Genomic DNA, 22,670 nt, shown 5'->3' with positions numbered 1-22,670 from the left:
GAAATTCACCAGTTGCACGAACGATATTTCACGCCTGCAGCGACACCTTGTAGACGGTGGTCTGCCGATACACCTGGCCGGGCCGCAGAATGGCGGCCGCCGCGCCTTTGCCGTTGAGCTGGTCGGGATACGCGCCCGCCTCCAGGCAGAAGCCGTCGTGTCGCGAATAAGTCACACCATGGCGGCCGCGGATGCCCGTCAGGCCGTTCCCGCTGTAGAACTGCAGCCCTGCCTCGGTGGTGGACACGTCGAGCTGGCGCCCGGAGCCGGGATCGAACACCTGCGCGACCTTGCGCAGCCGGCCCGGCTCGCGCGGGTCGGACGGCAGGCAATAGCAGTGATCGAAGCCGCCGATCGCGCGGATCTGCGGATCCGGCCAGCGCATGCGCGGGCCGATCGCGGCCGGCTGCCGGAAGTCGAACGGCGTGCCGGCCACCTCGGCGCGCGCGATCGGGATGCCCACGTCGTCGGTGGCGAGATAGTAATCGGCATCGATGCGCAGCATGTGATCGCCCACGTCGGCGCTGCCGCCGTTCAGGTTGAAGCAAGGGTGCGACGTGAGGTTGACCGGGGTCGGCGCATCGCAGGTGGCCTGGTACTCGATCGACAGGCTGCCGTCGTCGTCGAGCTGGTAGAACACCTGCACGGCCAGCGTGCCGGGAAAACCGCCATGCCCGTCCGGCGATACGTACGACAGCGCCAGGCCGCCGTGCGCCAGCTCGCCGTCCCAGTGCGCGGCGTGGAAGCCCGTGTCGCCGCCGTGCAGGTGGTTGCCGCGGTCGTTGACATCGGCCTGCACCACCCTGCCGTCGAGCGTGAAGCGGCCGTGGGCGATGCGGTTGGCCCAGCGGCCGATGATGGCGCCGAACCAGGCGTAGTGGAGCTTGCCGTTCAGGCGCAGCTGCTCGTGGTCCGGATAGCCGAGCAGGACGTCGGCCATGCGCCCGTAGCGGTCCGGCGCCATCCACGAGACCAGGGCCGCGCCGCGCTCGCTGATCGTCACGCGCATGCCCCAGGCGTTGGTCAGCGTGAACTGCTGGGCCCTGGCGGCGGATGCGGCGATGGGTGGCATGATGATCATCCCGGCACGTCGCTGGCCGCTTCGGCGCTGCGCTGGCGTTCCTGCCAGGCGCGCGGCGTGCAGCCGAGTTCGCGCTTGAACACCGAATGCATGTACTGGCTGGACGTGAAGCCGCAGCGCACCGCCACGTCGGCCAGGTTGCAGGTGCCGCGCGCCAGGTAGCCGGTGGCCGCTTCCAGCCGCAGGCGCAGGATCTCGTCGTGCACGCTGCGGCCCAGTTCCGCGCGGAAGTGCGCCTCCAGCGACGAGCGCGAGATGCCGACATATTCGGCCACCTGGTCGGTCTTGATGCCCTGGCAGGCGTACTGCCGGATGAAGTGGCGCGCGCGCATCACGTGCGGATGCTTGCCCGCCTCGTGCTTGCTGGATGCCAGCACGTTGATGCCGGACGGCGGCACCAGGATGCGCGTATCGGCCAGGCGCACACCGTGCAGCATCTGGTCCAGGAAGTGCGCGGCGGTGCGGCCCATTTCCTGCGCGCCCTGGATCACGGAACTCATCGGGATGCGCGTCAGCATGCGCGCCAGCGGATCGTTGTCGATGCCGATCACGGCCACCTGCTCGGGCACTTCGATGCCGGCCAGCGCGCACGCCTGCATCAGCTGGCGCGCCCGCGCATCCGTCACGGCGATGATGCCGACCGGCTTGGGCAGGCTGTGCAGCCAGGCGATCTGCTGCTCGACGGCCTCGCTCCACTGCTGCGCGCTGGTGGCATGGCCGCGGTATACCTCGGGCTGCAGCTTGTCGCGCAGCAGCAGCTTGCAATAGGCTTTCTCGCGCTCCTGCGCCCAGCGGTTTTCCTGCGCCTCGGGCAGGCTGAAACAGGCGATGTTGCGCAGGCCCGCCTCGATCAGGTGATCGTAGGCCAGCTTGATCAGCTTGAAATTGTCGGTGGCGACATACGGCACGCCGGCCGGATAGTCGGCGGCGTTCTCGTACGACCCGCCGACCGCCACCAGCGGCACGCGGGTGGACGCGAGCGCGCTGGCAACCCGCGGATCGTCGAAGTCGGCGATGATGCCGTCGCCCTGCCAGCCGTCGATGCCGGTCAGGCGCAGCCGGAAATCCTCTTCCAGGAACAGGTCCCACGCGGTGCGGGTGCTGGCCAGGTAGCCGGCGATGCCGGTGATGACTTCGCGGTCGAAAATCTTGTTGGCGTTGAAAAGCAGCGCGATGCGATGCGTTCTCAGCATTTGGTTTGTCTCCCCATGCTCCGTTGTGGGCGCCATTGTAATAGTTGAGAGGGCGCAACGGGCGATCGTGTGGCAATTCTGCTCACGGCGGGAGCGGCCGGCAATTATGAAATTCACCGGACTGCATTGCGATTCTTGACAACGTTTTCAAAATACGACGGAACAATGGCGCGAAAACAGCGGAACTGCACGCTGCCGCGCGGCGCAGCGTGCAACCGGCGCGATCAGCCGCGGCGGCGGCGCGCCAGCATCAGGCCCGACAGGCCGACGCCCAGCATCGCCCAGGTGGCCGGTTCCGGAATCGGGCTGGTGCTGACCCAGAACTGGGTTTCCGGCGTCCAGGAATAAAGCGTTCTCGAGCTGCTGCCATAGTGATTATAATAATCGCCGGTGCTTACTATAGTACTTGTGGCTGAATGTTCGTCCGACACGACATAGGTCGCGTCGACGGTCAGTCCCTGCTCGGCCGAGTAAGAAAAAACATACAGGCATTCGGTGACGGGGCCTGCCTGCCAGCAGGTATTGGTCGTATCCAGCCTGCCGAAACTCAGCGAAACAAGTTCATCCTTCGAATAGATACCGTCCGCATTCAGGTCGTTGGCGGTGAACGATCCGGTCAGGTTGGCGTTCGGCCGGTAGACATTGTATTCGTCGTCATAAAATCCCTTGTACGCAAAGTACAGGGTATCGGCCGAGGCGCTTGCCATGGCGAACAGGCCGAGAATACCGGCGACAGCAGCTTTTTTCACGAATAACTCCATTATCGAATTAACAATAGACGATTCTCGCCCTTAACGGTGACCGGCGCTTGCAATGTCCTGGTGAACGCAGTTTCTCCCGATTTGAAACCAACTTAGCGGGAAATTATTATTACCCGGCTTAAATACCCAAAAGCACTGTTCATGGCAATTCGTGGCGTGTCGATGCGCCAGCGCGCGCGATCGGCACCCGCGGATCCGGTCACAGCGATGTCAGCGGCGCCGGCGCCCTGCCAGCATCAGGCCCGACAGGCCAACGCCCAGCATTGCCCAGGTGGCCGGTTCCGGAATCGGCGCGGGAATCGGCGTCAGGCCGACCTGGAAGGTGGTTTCCGGCGTCCACAGATAGGTAACGTCCACATAGGGGCGTCCTTCGCCGTGCGAATAATGGTTATACGATTTGCCGGTATCGATCGAGGCGCCCCAGCCATGGTCCTCGACGGAGATCGACACCGATGCCTCGAGTCTCAAACCATTCGAATTCGAATATGAAAAGTCATCAAGGCACCAGTTCTCATACGGGGCGCTGCCGCAAGAATTGCCAACGCCCCAGCCGCTGCCGCCTTCAGGCGTGAAACCTACATTGAAGTAATCAAGTTCATTCTTTGAAAACGATCCATCCTGATTCAGATCGCTGGCGACAAAGAAACCGTTGATCTGTGCGATCGGATTAAAGACGCCGGTATCCTTGTTGAGCAATCCCTGATAGGCGAAATAAAAAGTTTCCGCAGACGCACTCGTTGCGAACAGCGTACCCACAAGGCCGGCCAACAGCATTTTTTTGTTCACGATGCATGCTCCCTTTCTGGATATGGAGGAGCGCACATTTTGCCACGCCGCATAAACACAGTTAATTTATTCTTAACTTTGTCGCACTTCGTTCATTGCGATGTAAAAGCCATGCCGCATGGCTGGCATCCCGTTACCGGCATCTTCTTCAGGCCGCATGGCGCAGCCGCTCCACCAGTTGCGCATGCAGCGCCCGGTCGCCGCAAGCCAGCACCGTGCCGCCTTGCTGGGCATCGCCGCCATCCCATGACGTGACGACCCCGCCCGCGCCCTCGATGATCGGAATCAGCGCCTGGATGTCGAACGGCTTCAGTCCCGCCTCGACGACGGCGTCGATGTGCCCGGCGGCCAGCATGCAGTACGCATAGCAGTCGGCGCCGAAGCGCACCAGCTGGGCTTCGGCGGCCAGCGCGTCCCACGCGGCGCGCTGGGCGGGAACGCGCAGGATCTCCGGCGCCGTCGTCATCACGCGGGCCGAGGCCAGGCTGGCGCAGGGGCGCGTGCGCAGCGGCTCGCCGTTCAGCCACGCGCCATCCGGCGTGCCCGCGTAGAACTCGCGCGTAAACGGCTGGTTCATCGCGCCGACCACCGGCCGGGTGCCGTCGTTCAGCGCGATCAGCGTGCCCCACAGCGGCAGGCCGCAGATGAAGGCGCGCGTGCCGTCGACCGGATCGAGCACCCAGTGGTACGGGCTGCTGCCCTGGTGGATGCCCTCCTCCTCGCCGACGATGCCGTGCTCCGGGTAGCGCGCGCGGATCAGCTCGCGCATCGCCCGCTCGGCGGAGCGGTCGGCGATGGTGACGGGATCGTAGGCGCCCTGCTCCTTGTTTTCCACGTCGAGGCGGGTGCGAAAGTGCGGCATGGCCGCGGCGGCGGCGGCATCGGCCAGCTGGCGGACGAAGTCCAGGTAATCGTTCATCGGATGCTCCTCATTGGAATGTGTTCCTGCAGGTAGTCGGCCACGCGCCGGGCGCGCGCCGGCAGCGGCCATTCGGCGCGGTGGATCAGCCACAGCGTATCGACGACCGGCGCGGCCATGTCGATGACGCGGATCGCCTCCTGCCGCGCGAACGCGCGCCGCGCATGGGTGGGGATGACGGTGAAACCCAGCCCGCGCGCGACGGGCTCCACCAGCAGGCCGACCTGGTTGGAAAAGCCGCGCGCCGGCACCGTGGCGATGCCGGGATTGCCGGGGAAGGCCCGGCTCAGCAGGCGGGTGGCCATCGCATGGCCTTCCGGGTGGTCGATGAAGCCCAGCGCGTGCAGGTCCTGCCAGCCGCGCACCTCGGTGGCGGCCGGCACCACCAGCTCCAGCGCTTCTTCGGCAAAGGGTATGGCGGCCAGCCGCGCGTCGTCCGGCTTCAGCGCGACGATGCCCAGGTCGTAGCGTTTGTCCAGCACCTGGGCCAGGGTTTCGCGGTCCGGCGCGAAGCGGTGGCGGATCGCCAGGCCGGGGTGGGCCAGCTGGAAGTCCAGCAGCAGCGGATACAGGAACAGGCCCAGGCTGCCGGGCGTGACCAGGCCGACGTCGCCGCAGCAGGCTTCCTCGTCGGCGATGCGCACGGCCAGGCGCCGGTCGGCTTCCTCGATTTCGGCGCAGTACTGCAGCAGCGCGGTGCCGGCCGGCGTCAGCTCGATGGCGCGCGGGCGGCGCAGCAGCAAGGGGCCAAGCCGGTCTTCCAGCGCGCGCACGTGCTGGCTGACGGCGGCCTGCGTGAGCCCCAGCCGTTCCGCGGCGCGGGTAAAGCTGCCGGTATGGGCCAGCGCGGTGAACGATTGCAGCCATTGGGGCGGATGCATAATGAATTCTAATAGGAGAGATAAGGTGCCATCAGTTTACATGATGCCGGCGGGCGCTTAAAGTGCTTCCTCTTTATTTAACTGAACACACATGTCCGCACTCTTCACCGAATTCACCCTGAAAGACGTCACGCTGCGCAACCGCATCGCGGTCCCGCCGATGTGCCAGTACAGCGCCGTCGACGGCTATACCAACGACTGGCACCTGGCCCATTACACGAGCATCGCGCGCGGCGGCGCAGGCCTGGTGATCGTCGAGGCCACGGCAGTGTCGCCGGAAGGCCGCATCACGCCGGGCTGCACGGGCCTGTGGGAAGACGGCCAGGCCGAAGGCATGGCGCGCATCGCCGCGGCGATCAAGGCCGGCGGCGCCGTGCCGGGCATCCAGATCGCCCACGCCGGCCGCAAGGCCAGCGCCAACCGCCCATGGGAAGGCGACGACCACATCGCCGAGGACGATTCGCGCGGCTGGCAGACGATCGCGCCGTCCGCGATCGCCTTCGGCGCCAACCTGCCGAAAGTGCCGCAGGCGATGACGCTTGCCGACATCGAGCGCGTGAAAGCCGACTTCGTGCAGGCCGCGCGCCGTGCCCGCGACGCCGGCTTCCAGTGGCTCGAGCTGCATTTTGCCCATGGCTACCTGGCGCAGACCTTCTTCTCGGCCCACTCGAACCAGCGCGACGACATCTACGGTGGCAGTGCGGAGAACCGCGGCCGCTTCCTGCTCGAGACGCTGGCCGCCGTGCGCGAAGTGTGGCCGGAAAACCTGCCGCTGACGGCCCGTTTCGGCGTCCTGGAATACGACGGCCGCGACGAGGAAACCCTGCTCGAATCGATCGCCCTGGTGCAGAAGATGCGCGCCGGCGGCCTCGACCTGCTGAACGTGTCGGTCGGCTTCACGATCCCGAAAACGGCGATTCCGTGGGGCCCGGCCTTCCTGGCCCCGATCGCCGAACGCGTGCGCCGCGAAGCCGGCCTGCCGGTTGCCGCATCGTGGGGCATCGACGCGCCGGCCAACGCCAACCGCGTCATCGCGGACGGCCAGATGGACCTGGTGATGGTGGGCCGCGCGCTGCTGGCCGACCCGCACTATCCGTACCGGGCGGCGAAGGACCTTGGACTGGATCGCCCGTCGTGGGTGCTGCCGGCGCCGTATGCGCACTGGCTGGAACGTTACGCGATGCAGGCCTGACCGGCCACCGGGGCTCTAAAAAATGGGGCCGGGCCTGATGCTGTTCAGTTAGCGATGCCCGATGCAGTCAGCGGCAATAGCGCACCGGTGTCGGACACCGGTATCTTGGTGTCCGACACCGGTTTGGCGTGTGATGAGCGTCGGCAAAGTACCGAAAACCGGTGTCCGACACCAGCGTCATCTGCCGTCCGGCACATATCCGGGACGGCCGTTACTCCCGGCAGCGGCTCAGGCGAGCGTATCGATGATGCCGCTGGTGTAGGAAGCGCCGATGACGAAGGCTGCGGCGGAAGGATTGGCCTTCAGGATCGCTGCCCATTGGCCGCTGCTGGCGAGGTCGGATGCGTTGTTGCCGGTACCGGTGCCGTTACCGGTATCGGTGTTGCCCGGCAGCGCCGCCGCGGTGCCGGCCTGCGCCAGAGTATTCAGTAGTCCGGCCGGCGAGTACACCTGCGCGCCGGACGACCCGCCCAGCGTGGCGACGATACCGGCCGTCGACGACAGGCTGGCCGCCTTGGCCGCCAGCGCGGGATTGCCGGTGCGGACGACCGTCGTCGTGGTAGGGGTGTAGACGCCGGAAGTCAGCGCGCTGGTTGCAGAGATGGCCATGACCCCATGCTAGCGCTGAAAGTTCCGCAAGACAATATCTTGGCGATATCCGGGGAAAAAAAGCGGCGCGCGGCGCCACAATCTTCGCGCTGCTCTACAACATGGCCTGCGGAACCGGCACACCGTGTCCCGCACCTGGCACTCGTGCCGTCCGCGCTCAGCGCAATTCGCCGCCGGCGGAAGCGCAGCTGAACCCCTGGTCTTCCACCTTCACGGCAACGCCCGTGCCGACCGGCCGCGCCCATGCCCACATTCCCATCTTCTGGCCCGTGTTCAGGTTGATCAGGGTATCGGCGCCGATGGCCCGCGCATCCGCAGCCATCAGCGGCAGCAGTTCGTTGACGCTGCCGTAGGTCTGTTTCGAACTGTTGATGTTGCCGAGGACCTTGTGCTTCACGTTGGCCGGCAGCGGCGAACGCAGCATGCAGACCTGGCCGCTGTGCGCTGTCAGTTTCGTGGCTTGCGGGTCGGACAGCTTGACGGTGGAGCGCGCCGCGCAGGCGGCCAGGGTGCCGCACAGGGCCAGCAGGATGATGGTACGCATTGCAATGCCTTTCAGAGGATTCGGGTGGCCGGATTATGCAATGTGGCCGTCCATGAAAATGTACTGAATTGTCACAAAAGCAAACCTTTTTTGCACCGGCAGGGCAGCCCCCCGCGCACGCGGGTCAACCTCCTGAGCGATTACCCCGCCTCTCCCCGGCGCCGGATGCGCGACGTACCATGCGCCATCGCATCCACGGGAACATCGCACCATGCCGACCTCCAGCAAGTCCTCCATCAACTTCCGGCGCCGCAGAATCATGCTTGCCGGCTTCGCCATGCCGCTGCTGGCGGGACCGGGCTGTTCTTCGCTGCGCCTCGGCGGCAGTACCATGCGCCACGAGGAAGTGCGGGTCGCCGCGCCGTTCGACATGCCGGCCATCCGCATTCCCGATTTCGCCGGTGCACCGCGCTTCGCCATCACCGATTTCGGCGCCGACCGGGCCGACCAGCGCAGCACGTCCGCGGCGATCGCGCGCGCGATCGATGCCGCCCATGCGGCCGGCGGCGGCATCGTGGTGGTGCCGCAAGGCGTATGGCCCACCGCGAAGATCCACCTCAGGAGCAACGTCAACCTGCACGTTGAAAAAGGCGCCACGCTGCTGTTCTCGGAGAATCCAGCCGACTACCTGCCGGCCGTGCACACCACATGGGAGGGACTCGAGTGCTACAACTACTCGCCGCTGGTGTATGCGTACCGGTGCGAGAACGTGGCGCTGACCGGCGAAGGCACGCTGCGCGCGAAGCTGGACGTATGGAGCATCTGGTACAAGCGCCCGAAGCCGCACATGGATGCGCTGGTCAAGCTGTACGACATGTCGGCAAAATTGTCTGCTGACGGCAGTACGCCCCTGCCGGTGGAGCAGCGCGACATGACGGTCGGCGCGGCCAACCTGCGCCCCCAGTTCGTGCAGTTCAACCGCTGCAGGCACGTGCTGGTGGAAGACATCACGATCCAGGACAGCCCGTTCTGGGTCATGCATCCCTACCTGACGAACGACGTGGTGATCCGCCGCGTGAAGATCGCCGCGCATGGCCACAACAACGACGGCGTCGATCCCGAAATGGCGCAGAACGTGCTGATCGAGGACTGCGTGTTCGACCAGGGCGACGATGCGATCTCCGTCAAATCGGGCCGCGACCGCGATGCCTGGCGCCTGGCCATGCCGGCGCGCAATATCGTGATGCGCAACTGCCGCATCAAGAACGGCCACCAGCTGTGCGCGATCGGCAGCGAACTGTCGGGCGGCATCGAGAACGTCTTCGTCGACAACTGCCACTTCGACAACCACGGTTCCGGCGCTGCCAGCACGATCAACAACATCCTGTACGTGAAGACCAACGAGCGGCGCGGCGGCTTCGTGAAGAACATCCACGTGTCAAACGTGACGGCGACCAGCATCAAGGGCGGCGTGCTGGCGGTGGAAACGGACGTGCTGTACCAGTGGAAGAACCTGCTGCCCACCTACGAAAGGCGGCTGACGCCGATCGAGGGCCTGCATGTTTCCAACATCACCGTCGCCGAGGCGAAGTTCGTCTGCCTGATCAGGGCCGAGCGCGAGGCGCCGGTGCGCAACGTGTCGATGCGCGGCGTGACGGTGGCGAAAGTGGCCGGAACGCCGGTGACGACGGAGAACGTCGAGGGGTTCGTGCGCGCGTGAATTACACTGCTCCCGTTATCGTCTCCGGGAGCATCCAGTGCCTGACTCCATCGCCGCCTATTTCAACTTAACAGGCATCAACCTGCCCAGCGCCGCGCCCGGCGCCGCGCCATCGCTCGACACGCTGGCGCAGCTCCAGCGCGGCCATATCCAGGCCATCCCGTTCGAGAACCTCAATCCGCTGGCCGGGCTGGCCGTGCCGCTGGAGATCCCGGCACTGGTGGAAAAATTCACCACGCGCCGCGGCGGCTACTGCTTCGAGCACAACACGCTGTACCGGCACGCGCTCGCGGCGCTGGGTTTCCACGCGACGCCGCTGCTGGCGCGCGTGCGCATGACGGCGCCGCCCGACGCGGTCACGCCGCGCACCCACATGCTGCTGCTGGTGGAGATCGACGGCGAGCGCTTCATTTCCGACACCGGTTTCGGCAAGATGACGCCGACCGCGCCGCTGCGCCTGGTCGACGGTGTCGTCCAGCAGACGCCGCACGGCCGCTACCGCCTTGCCAGCCTGGGAACCGCGGGCGGCGAATGGCGGCTGGAAGCGGAAACCGATGGCGACTGGCTGCACCTGTACGTGTTCGACCTGCGCCCCGCCTATCCGGTGGACGTCGAGATGTCGAACTGGTACGTCTCGACGCATCCAGTTTCCCACTTCACCCGCGACCTGATCGCCGTGCGCACGGTCGACGAGGGGCGGCACGTGCTGCACAACACGCGCTACTCGTTCCAGCCGGCCGGCCTGCCGGCCGTGCGGCGCGAACTGGCGTCGGGCAGCGAGATCGCCGGGGTGCTGGAAGACACCTTCGGCCTCGCCGCCGCCGGCGTTCCCGGCCTGGCGGCGAAGCTCGACGGCATCACCCGGTCACAATAAATAGAGACGGACCCTATTTTTCAGGAAATTTCCTTAAAAACAGGGTCCGTCCCTGATTTTGGTTTGAAGCCGGAGGCATGCTCGATACCGCCGGCCCTTTCACATCGTCAGAACTTGTAGCTCGCCCCCAGCACGAAGGTGCGCCCCGATTTCACGAACAGCAGCGTGTCCTGCCGCTGCGTGTCGTTGTAGTAGCGGGTCGGTTCGTTCGACAGGTTCTGCGCCTCGAACGAGATGCGCAGCTGCGGCGTGACCTGGTACGACGTGCTCATGTCGTACGTGGTGGTGCCGTCGGCGACCAGGTAGTCGTGGCCGTCGACGTTGCCGCGGATGCCCCGGTAGTAGCTGGAACGGTTGGCGCGCGAGACGCGGGCGCTGAACTTCTCGTCGTCGTAGTAGACGGTGAGGTTGTTGGCGCGCGGCGACAGGCCGGTGAAGTTGGTGATCATGAACAGCTCCTCGTTGTCCGGCGTGCGCGGATTGTCGAGGCGCGTCAGGTACTTGATCTTCGACTTCACGCGCGTCACGTTGGCCATCATGCCGAAGTTCGACCAGGCGCCCGGCAGGAACGAGAACGGCGTCTGCCACGAGAATTCCGCGCCGTTCAGCGGGCCGCCGCTGGTGTTGACCTGGCGGCTGACCGTCACGACCGTATCCGGCGTCGTCGGACACGCCGGCGTGCCGCCGGTGATCGAGCAGCCGGTCGGCGTCTGCAGCAGGTCGTTCGGGATGCCCAGCGACGAGTAGGTCTGCAGTTCTGACACGCCCTGGATGAACGACTTCATGTCCTTGCGGAACACACCCAGCCCGACCATCGCGTTCTTGGCGTAGTACCACTCGCCCTGCAGGTCGAAGGTGTTGGCGCGGATCGGGTCCAGGTTAGGATTGCCGATCGAGACCGACTGGCCGGTGGTGTTGACGGAGACCGATGGCGTCAGGCCCACGTAGTCGGGGCGCGACATCACCTTGCCGGCCGAGAAGCGCAGGAACACGTCGTTCGGCAGGATCGCCGTCAGGTTCAGCGCCGGCAGCCAGTCGCGGTATTTCTTGTAGCCGTAGTTCGGCTGCAGCTGGCCGTTCACGTTGATCATCGCCATCGAATTGAGCGTCGTCTCGGCGCCGCGCACGCCCAGGTTGCCGCGGAAGGTCACCGGACCCACGTCGTAGTTGAAGTCGACGCTGGCGAACACCGCGTTGATCTTCTCCTCGACCCAGCGGTTCGACTGCGTCAGGTAGTTGTATTCGGAGCCCGGGACGGCGGCGCAATGGCATTCGATGTCCCATGCGGAGCGGAACTTATCGAGGTCCACCGTGGCCCACGACGTCGGCACGCCGGTGCCGCCGAGGTTCTTGCCGAAGCCGGTGATCTGCTGGGTATAGTCGCCCACCGTGGTGCCGGCCGGCAGTGTCAGGCCGTTGCCGCCCGAAGCCAGCTCCAGGTTGCTCCAGCGGTTCTTGCGTGCCGACAGCCCGGTTTTCAGCGTGATGCGGTCGTTGACTTCCCATTCCACGTCGGCCTGCGTGGTCTGCAGCCGGTTGGTCGTGTTCAGGTAGCGGCCCACGAACTGGCCGCGCAGCGTGCCGTTGGGGTCCTGCGGACCGAAGGTGAAGTTGTCCGGGTTCGCCACGTCGATGCCGAAGTTCAGGATTGGCACGTCGCGGTTCTGGCGGAAGTCGAACGAGAAACCGTCCACGTTCGGCGCGTCGAACTGCACGGTGGCGCGCATCGGTTCGTCCAGCTCGGAGTCCGATACGCCGTGCATGAAGTTGGCGCGCAGCGTGTCGGAGAAGCGGTGGCCGACCGTGAACACGTGCTGCTTGAAGATGGTCTGGTAAACGTCCACCAGGCCTTCGCTGCGGATATCGACGTCGTTGAACTTGCCGTAGATCCAGCGCCCGTTTTCGTTGAATTCGGCATCCACGATCGACGTCTGCGGCTTGCCGTTGGCCTGCGCCATCGTGCGGCCGAACGAGATCGCCGAGATGTAGTTGTCGTAGCGGATGTTGTCGAACTTGCCGTACATGAGGTCCAGGTTGACGTCCGTGTCGGCGTTCGGCTTCCACTGCAGCGCGCCTGTCAGGCCGAGGCGCTCGTAGTCCGTCATCGAGCGGCGGAAACGTGGAATGCGCGGGTGGAAGGCGCCATTGCCGGCCGCGGGGTTGGCCAGCAGGCCGCCGTAGTCGTCGCGGCGGCCGAACACCTCGTTATAGGCGGTGGCATCGGTGGGCCGGTCGGCGCCGAAGCCGCAGGAAGTGGCATTGACGCCTTTCACCGGGTCGTTCGGCGGTGTCTGCGGGCTGACGCCGGCCGGCGAGCAGAAGCCGCCGTCGGTATTGGCGGCCACGATGCTGACGGCCTCGTAGCCCTCTTCCTGCGCGCGCCGCTTCGACCATGCACCGGAAACCAGCGCGCCGAAGCGGCCGTATGGCGTTTCCCAGCGGTCGGAGATCAGGCCCGTCACGCGCGGCTGGGTTTTCTTGCCCATCTCGCGGTAGGATTCCTGCAGGCCGAAGCTGATCGTGCGGCCCTTGAAGTCGAACGGGCGGCCGGTACGCAGGTCGACGGTGGCGCCCAGCGACCCCTCCTCGACGGCCGCCTCGGCGGTCTTGCGCACCGACAGGCTGTTGAACAGCTCCGATGCGAACACGGAGAAGTCGAAGCCCCGGCCGCGGTTCGTGCTGCCGTTGATGTCGGATGCGCCGGTGGCCGCCACGCCTTCGATGCCGTTGATGCGCACCCGCGTAAAACCGGAATTGAGGCCGCGCACGGTGATCTGCTTGCCCTCGCCGCCGTCGCCGCGTTCCAGCGCCACGCCGGGCACGCGCTGCAGCGACTCGGCCAGGTTCGCGTCGGGGAATTTCGAGATGTCCTCGGCCTTGATGACGTCGATGATGCCGTCGGCATTCTTCTTCGTGTTCAGGGCGCTGTTCAGGCTGGCCCGGAAGCCGGTCACGACGACGGTGTTGGCTTCCGCGCCGCTCCCCTGGCTGGCCGGCTGGGCCGTGGAACCCGTTGCGCCCTGCGTTCCGGACTGGCCGCTGGATTGCGCGCCCGGCTGAGGGTCCGCCGGCACGGCTGCCTGCGCGACCTGTTGCCCATCCAGCTGCCCCGCCTCACCCGTCGCCTGTTGGGCATTGGCGTGGGCGGCCATCGCACACACAGCCAGTGCTGCAAGCGCTATCAACTTCGGTTGCGGTCTTTGCATGTCTCATCCTCTCTTGCGTTGATGTCGGGCGCCCTGAATGTTTATTACCGATTCAAGACACTTGCGAATGCACCAAGCCCGCGGCTGCGGGCTTGGTGTTACTGCGGAATCAGAACTTGTAGCTGAGGCCCAGCACGGCCGTGCGGCCGGAGTGCACATACAGCAGCGTGTCGTTGCGCTGCGTGTCGCGGCCGTAGCGCAGCGGCTCGTCGGTCAGGTTCTGGCCTTCGAGCGAGATGCGCAGGTTCGGCGTCAACTGGTAGGAAATGCTGGCGTCGTAGTTGGTGGAAGCGTCGACCGTGGTGAAGTCGTGGCCCTGCACGTCGCCCAGCACGGCGTACAGGTAGGCCGAGCGGTGCGCCTTCGATACCCGCGCGCTGAACTTCGCGTCCTCGTAGTACAGCGTCAGGTTGTGCGCGCGCGGCGACAGGCCGGTGAAGTTGGCGGTCTGCGACAGCTCCTCGTTGGCCGCCGTGCGCGGATTGTCGACCCGCGTGATATAGCGGATCTTCGACTTCACGTACGTGTAGTTGGCCAGCAGGCCGAAGTTCTGCCACACGCCGGGCAGGAAGGTGAACGGCGTCTGCAGGTTGAACTCGGCGCCGTTCAGCGGGCCGCCGGCCGTGTTGACCTTGCGGTTGACGACCACCGTGGTATCGGGCAGCGTGGCGCAGGCCGGGGTGCCACCGGTGATCGAGCAGCCGCCGCCCAGCAGCAGTTCGTTCGGCAGGCCCAGCGACGAGTACACGGCGCGCTCGGAAACGCCCTGGATGAACGAGCCGATCTCCTTGCGGAACACGCCCAGCGACACCATCGCGTTCTTGGCGTAGTACCACTCGGCCTGCAGGTCATAGGTGCGCGCGCGGATCGGATCGAGCTCCGGATTGCCGATCGAGACGGTCTGCGATTGCGATGACAGCGTGACCGAGGGCGCCAGGTCCATGTACTCGGGGCGCGACAGCGTCTTGCCGGCCGAGAAGCGCAGGAACACGTCGCTCGGCAGCATCGCCGTCACGTTCAGCGCGGGCAGCCAGTCGCGGTACTTCTTCACGCCCACGTTCGGCTGCAACTGGCCGTTCACATTGATCAGCGCCATCGACGTGGCCTTCGTGTCCGCGCCGCGCACGCCCACGTTGCCGCGCCAGCCGATGCCGCCCCAGTCGTAGTTGAAGTCGACCATCGCGAACAGCGCGTTGATCTTTTCCTCCACGCCCCGGTTGGCCTGGTTGATGAAGTTGTATTCCGAGCCCGGTACGGCGGCGCAGTGGCATTCGATGTCCCACACGGCGCGGAACTTGTCGAGATCGACGGCCGCCCAGGAAGACGGCACGCCGCCCCCGCCCAGCCCGCGGCCGAAGCCGCTGACCTGCTGCGTCACGTCGGCCAGCGTGGTACCGGCCGGCAGCGGCAGGCCGGAGCCGCCCGAGCCGACTTCGTAGTTGCTCCACGTGTTCTTGCGCGCCGAGAAACCGGCCTTCAGCGTGAGGTTGTCGTTCACTTCCCACGCGCCGTTCAGCTCCGTGGTCTTGAGCCGGTTGCGGGTATTCAGGTAGCGGCCGACGAACTGGCCGTGCAGCGTGCCGTTGGTTTCCTGCGGGCCGAAGGTGAAGCTGTCCGGATCCGATACGTCGATGCCGAAGTTCAGCCTCGGCACGTTGCGGTTCTCGCGGAAGTCGAACTCGAAACCGTCCACGTTCGGCGCGTCGAACTGCACGGTTGCGCGCAGCGGCTCGTCCAGCTCGGAGTCGGACACGCCGTGCAGGAAGTTGACCTTCAGGTGGTCCGAGAAACGGTGGCCGCCGGACAGCACGTGCTGCTTGAATGTCGTCTTGTACACGTCCAGCAGCCCCTCGGTGCGGATGTCGACGTCGTTGAACCTGCCGTAGTCCCAGCTGCCGTTCTGGTCGAAGTGGGCATCCACGATCGACGTTTGCGGCTTGCCGTTGGCGGCCGCCAGCGTGCGGCCGAACGAGATCGCCGAGATGTAGTTGTCGTAGCGGCGGTTCTCGAACTTGCCGTACATGAGATCGAGGTTGACGTCCGTGTTCGCCGAGGGGCGCCACTGCAGCGCGCCGGTGATGCCGGTGCGCTCGTAGTCCGTCATCGAGCGGCGGTAGCGTGGAATGCGCGGATGGTAGGCGCCGGAGCCGGCGGCAGGGCTGGCGACCGTGCCGCCGTAGTCGTCGGTGCGGCCCATCACGTCGTTGTAGGCCGCGGCGCTGGCCAGCCGGCTGGTGCCGAAGCCGCAGGACGTGGCCGTGACACCGCGCACCGGGTCGTTGGCGGGAGACTGCGGCGACACGCCGAGCGGCGAGCAGAAGCCGCCGTCGGCGCTGGCGCTGAGCAGCTCCACCGCTTCGTAGCCCTCTTCCTGCGCGCGCTTCTTCGACCACGCGCCGGAGACCAGTGCGCCGAAACGGCCGTAGCCGGTTTCCCACCGGTCGGAGTACAGTGCCGTCACGCGCGGCTGCGTCTTGCGCGACAGGTCGTTGTAGTTCTGCTGGACGCCGATGCTGACGGTACGGCCCTTGAAGTCGAACGGGCGCCCGGTGCGCAGGTCGACGGTGGCGCCGAGCGAGCCTTCTTCCACGCTGGCTTCGGAGGTCTTGCGCACTTCCAGGCTGTTGAACAGTTCGGAGGCGAACACGGAAAAATCGAAGCCGCGGCCGCGGTTCGTGCTGCCGTTGATGTCCGATGCGCCGGTCGCCGCCACACCCTCGATGCCGTTGATGCGCACCCGCGTAAAGCCGGCATTCAGCCCGCGCACCGTGATCTGCTTGCCTTCGCCGCCGTCGCCGCGCGCCAGCGCCACGCCGGGCACGCGCTGCAGCGACTCGGCCAGGTTCGCATCCGGAAACTTGGCGATGTCCTCGGCCTTGATCACGTCGACGATGCCGTCGGAATTCTTCTTCGTGTTCAGCGCGCTGTTCAGGCTGGCCCGGAACCCCGTCACGACGACGACGTTCGGATCCTGTGCCGCCGGTGCGCCCTGCTGCGCCGGCGCTTCCTGCGCGGCTGCCTGTGCCGCCAGCGTGGCGATCGCCAGCGCCACGCTCGTCAACCGCACGGCCGGCAGCGCGCGATGCCCCATGTGCTTCGTGGACTTCATACCGTCTCCTCGCTTTTTTATTTGTCGTGCTCCGTTTGCCGGAGTCGGTTCGATCTTAGGACGATTGTTTTTTATAAAGGAGGGACGCGCCGCAATCACTCACGTAGTTGAGCCGTTACGGCCGGTTTTGGTGCAAAAGTTGACGATGCTGTCGGCTGGAAGCAACGCCATGCGCCACTTGCGCGCGTTGCCCGCGCTGCTTACAGTGTCGCCTGTTCCCGCCATCGCGGGACTTCAACGAACCAGGAGACGAATTTGAACAACACGTTTGCGCCCGCGCGGCGCAGCCTGCTGGCCGCGGCCCTCGCGCTGGCGGCATGGGCCGCCGTGCCGCTTGCCCATGGCGCGCCGGAAGCCGGCAAGGACTGGGTCGGCACGTGGGGAACGGCGCCCGCCGATGCGGCGCCGAAGACGCTGCAGACGTTCACCAACCAGACGGTCCGGCTGATCGTCCGCACCAGCGCCGGCGGCAGCCAGGTGCGTATCCGCCTGTCGAATGAACTGGGCAGCGTGCCGCTGCGCGTCGGCGCCGCGCACGTGGCGTTGCGGGCCAATGGCGCCGCCATCGACGCCGCCTCGGGCCGCGCGCTGACCTTCGGCGGCCGTCCGTCGGTCGTGATTCCACCCGGCGCGCCGATGCTGTCGGACCCGGTGGACCTGGCGGTACCGGCGCAGTCCGACCTGGCCGTGAGCCTGTACCTGCCGGGCCAGGCGAAAGCCACCACGGTGCACGAAGCGGCGTACCAGACCAGCTACGTTTCCGGCCCGGGCAACTTCGCCGGCGCGGCGGCGTTCCCGACGCGCGCCACGATCGCGTCGTGGCCGTTTCTCACCGAAGTGGACGTGATGGCCGGCGGCGGCGCGATCGTCGCGCTCGGCGACTCGATCACGGATGGCGCCATCACCACGGCGAACGCCAACCGGCGCTGGCCTGACTTGCTGGCGCGGCGCCTGCCGGCCGGTGCGCAGATGGGTGTCGTCAACCGCGGCATCGGCGGCAACCGGCTGCTGCGCGATCCGGAAGGCTGGCCGCCGTTCGGCCGCGCCGTGCTGGCGCGCTTCGACCGCGATGTGCTGGCCACCGCCGGCGCGCGCCACCTGGTGCTGCTCATCGGCATCAACGACATCGGCCACCCGAAGGCCGCCGACGTGCCCCCGGCCGAAGAGCTGATCGCCGGCTACCGCCAGGTGATCGCGCGCGCCCGCACGCACGGCATCGCCGTCCACGGCGCCACGCTGACGCCGTTCGAGGGCACGGTCTTCCCCGGCTATTACACGCCCGCCAAGGAAGCCGTGCGGCAGGCCGTCAACCGCTGGATCCGCGACAGCCGCGAGTTCGATTCCGTCATCGATTTCGACCGCGCCCTGCGCGATCCCGCGCGGCCGGCGCGGCTGCTGGTGAAGTACGACAGCGGCGACCACCTGCACCCGAACGATGCGGGCATGGCCGCGATGGCCGACGCGGTACCGCTGGAACTGTTCAATGGCGCGCAGGCCGCGCCGCGCTGAAAAGGAACTGCGTCGAACCGTGTGCCGGTGCGGCCGGGTCAGCCGAACGGCCGCACCAGCATGATCGGCGTGGCGTTTCCCGCGCCGCCGGGCGGGTCGGTATCCTCGAGAGTGCCTTCGATACCGTCCCACACCTGCACCAGCGCGGCCCAGCAGGCCAGCGCCGGATCCGCGTGCGGTACCAGGTGGGCTATTGCCGTATCGTTGTCCAGCTTTACGTAACCTGCGTCCATGGGTCCTCCCGTCGATCAGCGCAAGGGTGGACCCATCGCGGCTTGCCGTCCGTTAGCTGGCGCACCAAGCGGGGAATGGAGGCGGCCCGGCAAGGCCGGGCCGTTCAATGCTCACCGCTCAGCGGCGCCCGTCCTGCGGCGTTGCCACCATCTCCAGCGGCACGCCGCCGCGCGCGGTGCGCAGGTTCACCAGCCGCACAGGCTCCAGCGCGTTTTCCTTCCTGCCGTCGGTGGTGACCGCCAGCGCGATCGTGTTGCGCCCGTTCGGGTTCAGGATGCCGGGCGGGATCACGAAGGTGCGCTGTGGGCCGATGTGGGCGATGAACTGGCCCATGTTCCAGCCGTTCACGAAGATCAGCGCGCGGTTCTCCCGCTCGGAACGGGGCTTCGACGTATCGCCGAACGCCAGCCCCAGCTGCACGTCGTGCCCCTTCGGCAGGTCGAGGTCGAAACTGGTCCTGACCCAGTAGGTACCGGGCGCCGGCGGCGCGTCGGTCGGCTTCGCCGCCGTCCAGCCGGCGCCGGGATTGCCGGCCGATGGCAGGTGCCAGCCTTCGCGTTCGCCGTGCAGGCCGCCATTGTTCAGCGGGCCGCGTGCCACGTCGGCCAGCGTCTCGCCGCCGCGCCGGCCCTGGATGCGCCATGCGATCGGCACGCCGAAGCGCTTGCCGCCCTTCGAGGTCAGCGACGCCGAGATCAGGCCGCGCGCTTCGCGGTGGTAGTCGTCGGCCATCAGGTTCCAGTTGTGCGAATTGTTGCGCACCATGACGGCGATCACGTGCTTGCCCGGCTTCAGCTCATTTGCCCCCCTCAGCGACAGCTTCACGCTGTCGGTGGTTTCGGGGAACGAGCGGCCGGTGTCCATTTCATGCTGGCCGACGAAACGGCCGTCGATCCACACCTGCGCCATGCCGGCGCCGCCGGCGCCGATGAACAGTTCGAGCTGGTTCGTCTTCCGGTCGGTGATGTCCACATGGCCGCGGTACCACACGTCGCCGTGGTGGAAGCCGTAGTCGCTCATCGCCAGCGTCGGCTGGCCGCGTTCCGGCATCGTCCAGGTCTGCGCGGCGGAGGCGCGGTTGTCCGCTTTCACCCATGCGGCGTCGTCGAAGCCCGGCTGCGCCTCGGGGCTGCCGGCACGGCGCGTCCACGGCAGCGCCGCCAGGTCCGGCAGCTTCACGGCGGCCGGGCCGGCCACGGCGTTCGACCTGAAACTGCCGTCCGGCTGCGCGCCCAGCGACAGGGCCTCGCCGTTGAACGTGGCGGCACTGAATTGCGGCCCCCAGATCTCGATCGTGCTGGCGGCGGTGGTGTCGCCCGTCAGCGCCAGCCTGCCGCCGGCCAGCGTGGCGCTGCGCACCATGGCCGGCGTCAGCTGCAGCACCTGCCCGGCCGGGGTTTTCTGGGTCCAGAACTGCTGGCTGGTCTTCTCGTCCGCCAGCAGCAGGAGCAGCGGCGCGCGGCCGCCGCCGGTAATGCGCACGCGCGCCAGGCCGTCATGCGTGTATGTCAGCTTCAGGTCGCCCTTCGCGGCGTCGTAGCTCGATGCCACCTTGCCGGCCAGGACTTCCACCTTCGGCGCACCGGTGAAGCGCAGCACCGTTTCGCCGGCTTCGCCGCCGCGGCCATGCAGTACCGCGATGTCGCGTTCGCCGTTGTTGAAGTGCGTCTGCAACTCGGAACTGGAATACACCAGGTGCTGCCGCTCCATCGGATAGGAAGCCAGCAGCATCTTGGCATCCTGGCCGTTCAGGCGCAGCGGCACCCGGTAGCTGCCGTCCTTCGTCGCCAGGTCGAACGTGAAGCTGTCGTCGGTCAGCAGGTCCGACGGGCTGTGCACGGCCAGCAGCACGTGCGCGCCCAGCTTCGGATTGACGTTGTGGTAGACCTTGACCTTGTCCGACGAGGTGGCGATGACCGGCCCCTTGTCCATCTGCGCCAGCGCCTGTTCGGCCGCCTGCACCATCATGCCCTGCTGCTTCAGCGCCAGCGCCTTGGGCCGCAGGCCGCGGTCTTCCGAGATTGGCGCGCCGTAGTCGTAGGACGTGTACACCACCGGGCCGGCCAGCCAGCCCCACGAGGTGCCGCCGAACGTCATGTACACGTTGTGGATGGTGATCCGGTTGATCAGGTTGGTGCCGTAGAACACGCGCTGGAAGCCCTTGCCCTGGCGCTCGGCCGTGCATTCGTAGGTGCCGTTCGAGCCCCAGTAGTCGAACCAGCCCGCGCCCAGTTCGGCGGCGAAGCCCGGCGTGTTGGGCGAGGACAGCGAACCGGCCTTCGGCCCCGGCTGCGCGTAGATGCCCCAGTCCGGCGCCTTGTTCGGGCCGGACGGATCGGCGAATACATTGCAGCTGCCGCCGGGATAGCCGTCGAACGCGTAGATGTCGGTCGGGCCCTTGTTGGCCCATGGCGCGGCCGAATCCTTCGGCGCCCAGTCGGGCAGGCGGCCGGCCGCGTTGTGGAAGAACGGCACCGTGATGCCGTCGGCGCGCGCTTTCTTCGCCAGGTGCTCCATCTGGCGCACGTGCTTCGGTTCCACCTTGCCCAGTTCGTTTTCGAGCTGGTAGGCGATGACGTTGCCGCCGCCTGTCGTGACCTGGTGGCGCGCGATGATCGCGTTAATCTGGGTCATCCACTCGTCGGACGCCGCCAGGTACGCGGGATCGTCGGTGCGCGCCTCGGCGCGGTTGCGGAACATCCAGCCCGGATAGCCGCCGCCGGTCAGTTCGGCGTTCACGTAAGGGCCGGTGCGGGCGATGATGTACATCCCCTCTTCCTCGGCGATCTCGATCGCGCGTTCGACGTTGCGGATGCCGTTGAAATCGTACACGCCCGGCGCCGGCGAGTGGTAGCCCCAGTCGAAGTAGAAGGCGATGCCGTTGAAGCCGACCGCCTTCATCTTCTGGATCACGTCGCGCCACAGCGAAGGATTGGGCAGCCGGAACGGGTGCACCTCGCCGGACCAGACGACGATGCGCTTGCCGTCGACCATCAGCGAATGCTGGTCCCACGACACCTTCTTCGGCTGGCCCTTCGGCTTCGTCGCGGCGGCGAAGGCCTTGCGCTCCTCGGGAATGACCGACGCGCTGCCGACCATGCCGGACACGCCGCCCACCTGCGCCCTCGGCGACCAGGTGCGCAGGTCGCGGCTGTCCGCATACCAGTACCGGCGGCCATCGGCATCGGCATCGGCGAAATACGCGCGCCAGGCGCCATCGGCCAGCCTGACCAGCGACTGGCCGCCCGCCGACGCACCGGGGCCGCTGCCCTGCTGCGCCACGGTCCACGGCCCCGCCAGCGCCGGCGCCGTGGCCACCTCCAGCACGCCGCTGGCGGCGTTGCGTACCAGTGCCGTATAGCCGCCCTCGGTGGCGATGATCGATGCGCCGCCGGCCAGGCCCTGTACCGCCTGCGGTGCCGACCATGCCGTGAAGCCGGCGTCCGGCGCGACCATGAAGGTCTGCGTACCCGCGGCAAGCACCACCTTCAGCGTGCCGTTCGCTTCGCGCACCCAGCGCGGCGCGGAAACCGGCCTGCCATCGGACATGCCGCCGGGCAGCGCCAGCGGCGCCATATTCAGCGTTTCCCACTTTTTCAGGTCGGCGGAACGGGCGATGCCCAGGCCCGCACCCTGCGCGTAGACGGCATAGTACTGACCGTCATGCCGCACGATCGACGGCTCGGCCAGCGCCGGGCCGGCCGGCGCATGGGCCTCGGATGCCAGTGTCGTGAACGTGACGCCGTCGCTGGACGAATATACGCTGAATTTCCCTTGCGCCGACAGCGGCACCGCCGCCATCAGGAATACCGGCGCATTCGCGCCGATGCCGGCCTGCGACTGGCGCTGCTGCATGTCGGAAGCCTGGGGAATGCCCAGCTCCTGGGCGCCGGCCTGCAATGCCAGCGCGGCGAGGCTCAGTTGAAGAAGGTGGGGAACGCAGCGGCGACGGAACGAGGCGGGGATCTTGGGCATCGGGGCTTCTGGGTTGGTCTATGGAACAGTGGCAGATCATAAAGCCTTTTGCCCGTGTGACATGACCCCTCACTGGTCAAACAATTGAGCGTTTCGCCGCGGCTCCGATTGTCTACCTGTGCAATCGAGCATGCCGC

Annotated in this window: 16 protein-coding genes; 4 read left to right on the top strand and 12 right to left on the bottom strand. The window is 66.7% G+C overall.

What is annotated here, in order from left to right:
• Positions 1-28 precede the first annotated feature (28 nt).
• The 6 genes from FHS02_RS17755 to FHS02_RS17730 all read right to left on the bottom strand — a co-directional run bounded on the left by FHS02_RS17755 (position 29) and on the right by FHS02_RS17730 (position 5,621).
• Positions 29-1,072 (bottom strand): aldose epimerase family protein, encoded by a 1,044-nt coding sequence (locus FHS02_RS17755; RefSeq protein WP_229422600.1) that lies wholly within the window; start codon positions 1,070-1,072, stop codon positions 29-31.
• A gap of 5 nt (positions 1,073-1,077) precedes the next feature.
• Positions 1,078-2,274 (bottom strand): XylR family transcriptional regulator, encoded by a 1,197-nt coding sequence (locus FHS02_RS17750; protein ID WP_137313632.1) that lies wholly within the window; start codon positions 2,272-2,274, stop codon positions 1,078-1,080.
• Positions 2,275-2,498: 224 nt separating this feature from the next.
• Positions 2,499-3,023 carry a PEP-CTERM sorting domain-containing protein gene (locus FHS02_RS31870; RefSeq protein ID WP_175424785.1) on the bottom strand — a complete coding sequence of 175 codons (525 nt, stop codon included), beginning with the start codon at positions 3,021-3,023 and terminating at the stop codon, positions 2,499-2,501.
• A gap of 222 nt (positions 3,024-3,245) precedes the next feature.
• Positions 3,246-3,821 (bottom strand): PEP-CTERM sorting domain-containing protein, encoded by a 576-nt coding sequence (locus tag FHS02_RS31865; protein WP_137313634.1) that lies wholly within the window; start codon positions 3,819-3,821, stop codon positions 3,246-3,248.
• Positions 3,822-3,969: 148 nt separating this feature from the next.
• Positions 3,970-4,740, bottom strand: a complete 771-nt coding sequence (gene hisN / locus FHS02_RS17735) for a histidinol-phosphatase (protein WP_137313635.1) — start codon at positions 4,738-4,740, stop codon at positions 3,970-3,972.
• The gene (locus FHS02_RS17730; RefSeq protein ID WP_137313636.1) at positions 4,737-5,621 is read right to left on the bottom strand and encodes a LysR family transcriptional regulator; all 885 of its coding nucleotides are present in this window, start codon (positions 5,619-5,621) and stop codon (positions 4,737-4,739) included. Before FHS02_RS17730 ends, hisN begins: the two co-directional genes overlap by 4 nt.
• A gap of 91 nt (positions 5,622-5,712) precedes the next feature.
• Between FHS02_RS17730 and FHS02_RS17725 the strand changes: the two genes are divergently transcribed.
• Positions 5,713-6,813 (top strand): NADH:flavin oxidoreductase/NADH oxidase, encoded by a 1,101-nt coding sequence (locus tag FHS02_RS17725; RefSeq protein WP_137313637.1) that lies wholly within the window; start codon positions 5,713-5,715, stop codon positions 6,811-6,813.
• Positions 6,814-7,041: 228 nt separating this feature from the next.
• Here FHS02_RS17725 and FHS02_RS17720 read toward each other — a convergent pair whose 3' ends face one another.
• Together FHS02_RS17720 and FHS02_RS17715 are read right to left on the bottom strand one after the other, a co-directional pair.
• A complete protein-coding gene (locus tag FHS02_RS17720) occupies positions 7,042-7,422 on the bottom strand; it encodes a hypothetical protein (RefSeq protein WP_137313638.1) in 381 nt (126 codons plus the stop codon).
• A gap of 157 nt (positions 7,423-7,579) precedes the next feature.
• Positions 7,580-7,966: a hypothetical protein gene (locus tag FHS02_RS17715; protein ID WP_137313639.1), complete on the bottom strand. Its 387-nt coding sequence runs from the start codon at positions 7,964-7,966 to the stop codon at positions 7,580-7,582.
• Between the two features lie 211 nt (positions 7,967-8,177).
• Here FHS02_RS17715 and FHS02_RS17710 point away from each other — a divergent pair, with 211 nt between their 5' ends.
• Both FHS02_RS17710 and FHS02_RS17705 read left to right on the top strand, forming a co-directional pair.
• Positions 8,178-9,626: a glycoside hydrolase family 28 protein gene (locus FHS02_RS17710; protein WP_137313640.1), complete on the top strand. Its 1,449-nt coding sequence runs from the start codon at positions 8,178-8,180 to the stop codon at positions 9,624-9,626.
• Positions 9,627-9,663: 37 nt separating this feature from the next.
• Positions 9,664-10,500, top strand: a complete 837-nt coding sequence (locus FHS02_RS17705) for an arylamine N-acetyltransferase family protein (protein ID WP_137313641.1) — start codon at positions 9,664-9,666, stop codon at positions 10,498-10,500.
• A gap of 107 nt (positions 10,501-10,607) precedes the next feature.
• Here the strand turns inward: FHS02_RS17705 and FHS02_RS17700 are convergent, their stop codons facing one another.
• Both FHS02_RS17700 and FHS02_RS17695 read right to left on the bottom strand, forming a co-directional pair.
• On the bottom strand, positions 10,608-13,706 hold the full coding sequence (locus FHS02_RS17700; RefSeq protein ID WP_137313642.1) for a TonB-dependent receptor: 3,099 nt from the start codon (positions 13,704-13,706) through the stop codon (positions 10,608-10,610).
• Between the two features lie 109 nt (positions 13,707-13,815).
• Entirely contained in the window at positions 13,816-16,815 is a 3,000-nt protein-coding gene (locus FHS02_RS17695; RefSeq protein ID WP_137313643.1) for a TonB-dependent receptor, read from the bottom strand.
• Between the two features lie 255 nt (positions 16,816-17,070).
• Here FHS02_RS17695 and FHS02_RS17690 point away from each other — a divergent pair, with 255 nt between their 5' ends.
• On the top strand, positions 17,071-18,324 hold the full coding sequence (locus FHS02_RS17690; protein WP_137313644.1) for an SGNH/GDSL hydrolase family protein: 1,254 nt from the start codon (positions 17,071-17,073) through the stop codon (positions 18,322-18,324).
• A gap of 38 nt (positions 18,325-18,362) precedes the next feature.
• Here the strand turns inward: FHS02_RS17690 and FHS02_RS17685 are convergent, their stop codons facing one another.
• Positions 18,363-18,557, bottom strand: a complete 195-nt coding sequence (locus FHS02_RS17685; RefSeq protein ID WP_137313645.1) for a hypothetical protein — start codon at positions 18,555-18,557, stop codon at positions 18,363-18,365.
• Positions 18,558-18,675: 118 nt separating this feature from the next.
• Positions 18,676-22,533: a beta-galactosidase gene (locus tag FHS02_RS17680; RefSeq protein ID WP_137313646.1), complete on the bottom strand. Its 3,858-nt coding sequence runs from the start codon at positions 22,531-22,533 to the stop codon at positions 18,676-18,678.
• Positions 22,534-22,670: the final 137 nt, after the last annotated feature.

The organism is Pseudoduganella umbonata (genome assembly GCF_014192225.1).
In the GTDB taxonomy this organism is placed as follows: Bacteria; Pseudomonadota; Gammaproteobacteria; order Burkholderiales; family Burkholderiaceae_D; genus Rugamonas; species Rugamonas umbonata.
This window is presented reverse-complemented; position numbering and strand designations above follow the sequence as displayed.

What these genes read in the sequence shown, in the direction of transcription:
- FHS02_RS17685 (WP_137313645.1), bottom strand. Translation starts at nt 18,557, where the DNA reads ATGGACGCAGGTTACGTAAAGCTGGACAACGATACGGCAATAGCCCAC.
- FHS02_RS17730 (WP_137313636.1), bottom strand. Translation starts at nt 5,621, where the DNA reads ATGCATCCGCCCCAATGGCTGCAATCGTTCACCGCGCTGGCCCATACC.
- FHS02_RS17680 (WP_137313646.1), bottom strand. Translation starts at nt 22,533, where the DNA reads ATGCCCAAGATCCCCGCCTCGTTCCGTCGCCGCTGCGTTCCCCACCTT.
- FHS02_RS17695 (WP_137313643.1), bottom strand. Translation starts at nt 16,815, where the DNA reads ATGAAGTCCACGAAGCACATGGGGCATCGCGCGCTGCCGGCCGTGCGG.
- FHS02_RS17750 (WP_137313632.1), bottom strand. Translation starts at nt 2,274, where the DNA reads ATGCTGAGAACGCATCGCATCGCGCTGCTTTTCAACGCCAACAAGATT.
- FHS02_RS17725 (WP_137313637.1), top strand. Translation starts at nt 5,713, where the DNA reads ATGTCCGCACTCTTCACCGAATTCACCCTGAAAGACGTCACGCTGCGC.
- FHS02_RS17700 (WP_137313642.1), bottom strand. Translation starts at nt 13,706, where the DNA reads ATGCAAAGACCGCAACCGAAGTTGATAGCGCTTGCAGCACTGGCTGTG.
- hisN (WP_137313635.1), bottom strand. Translation starts at nt 4,740, where the DNA reads ATGAACGATTACCTGGACTTCGTCCGCCAGCTGGCCGATGCCGCCGCC.
- FHS02_RS17710 (WP_137313640.1), top strand. Translation starts at nt 8,178, where the DNA reads ATGCCGACCTCCAGCAAGTCCTCCATCAACTTCCGGCGCCGCAGAATC.
- FHS02_RS17715 (WP_137313639.1), bottom strand. Translation starts at nt 7,966, where the DNA reads ATGCGTACCATCATCCTGCTGGCCCTGTGCGGCACCCTGGCCGCCTGC.
- FHS02_RS17755 (WP_229422600.1), bottom strand. Translation starts at nt 1,072, where the DNA reads ATGCCACCCATCGCCGCATCCGCCGCCAGGGCCCAGCAGTTCACGCTG.
- FHS02_RS17720 (WP_137313638.1), bottom strand. Translation starts at nt 7,422, where the DNA reads ATGGCCATCTCTGCAACCAGCGCGCTGACTTCCGGCGTCTACACCCCT.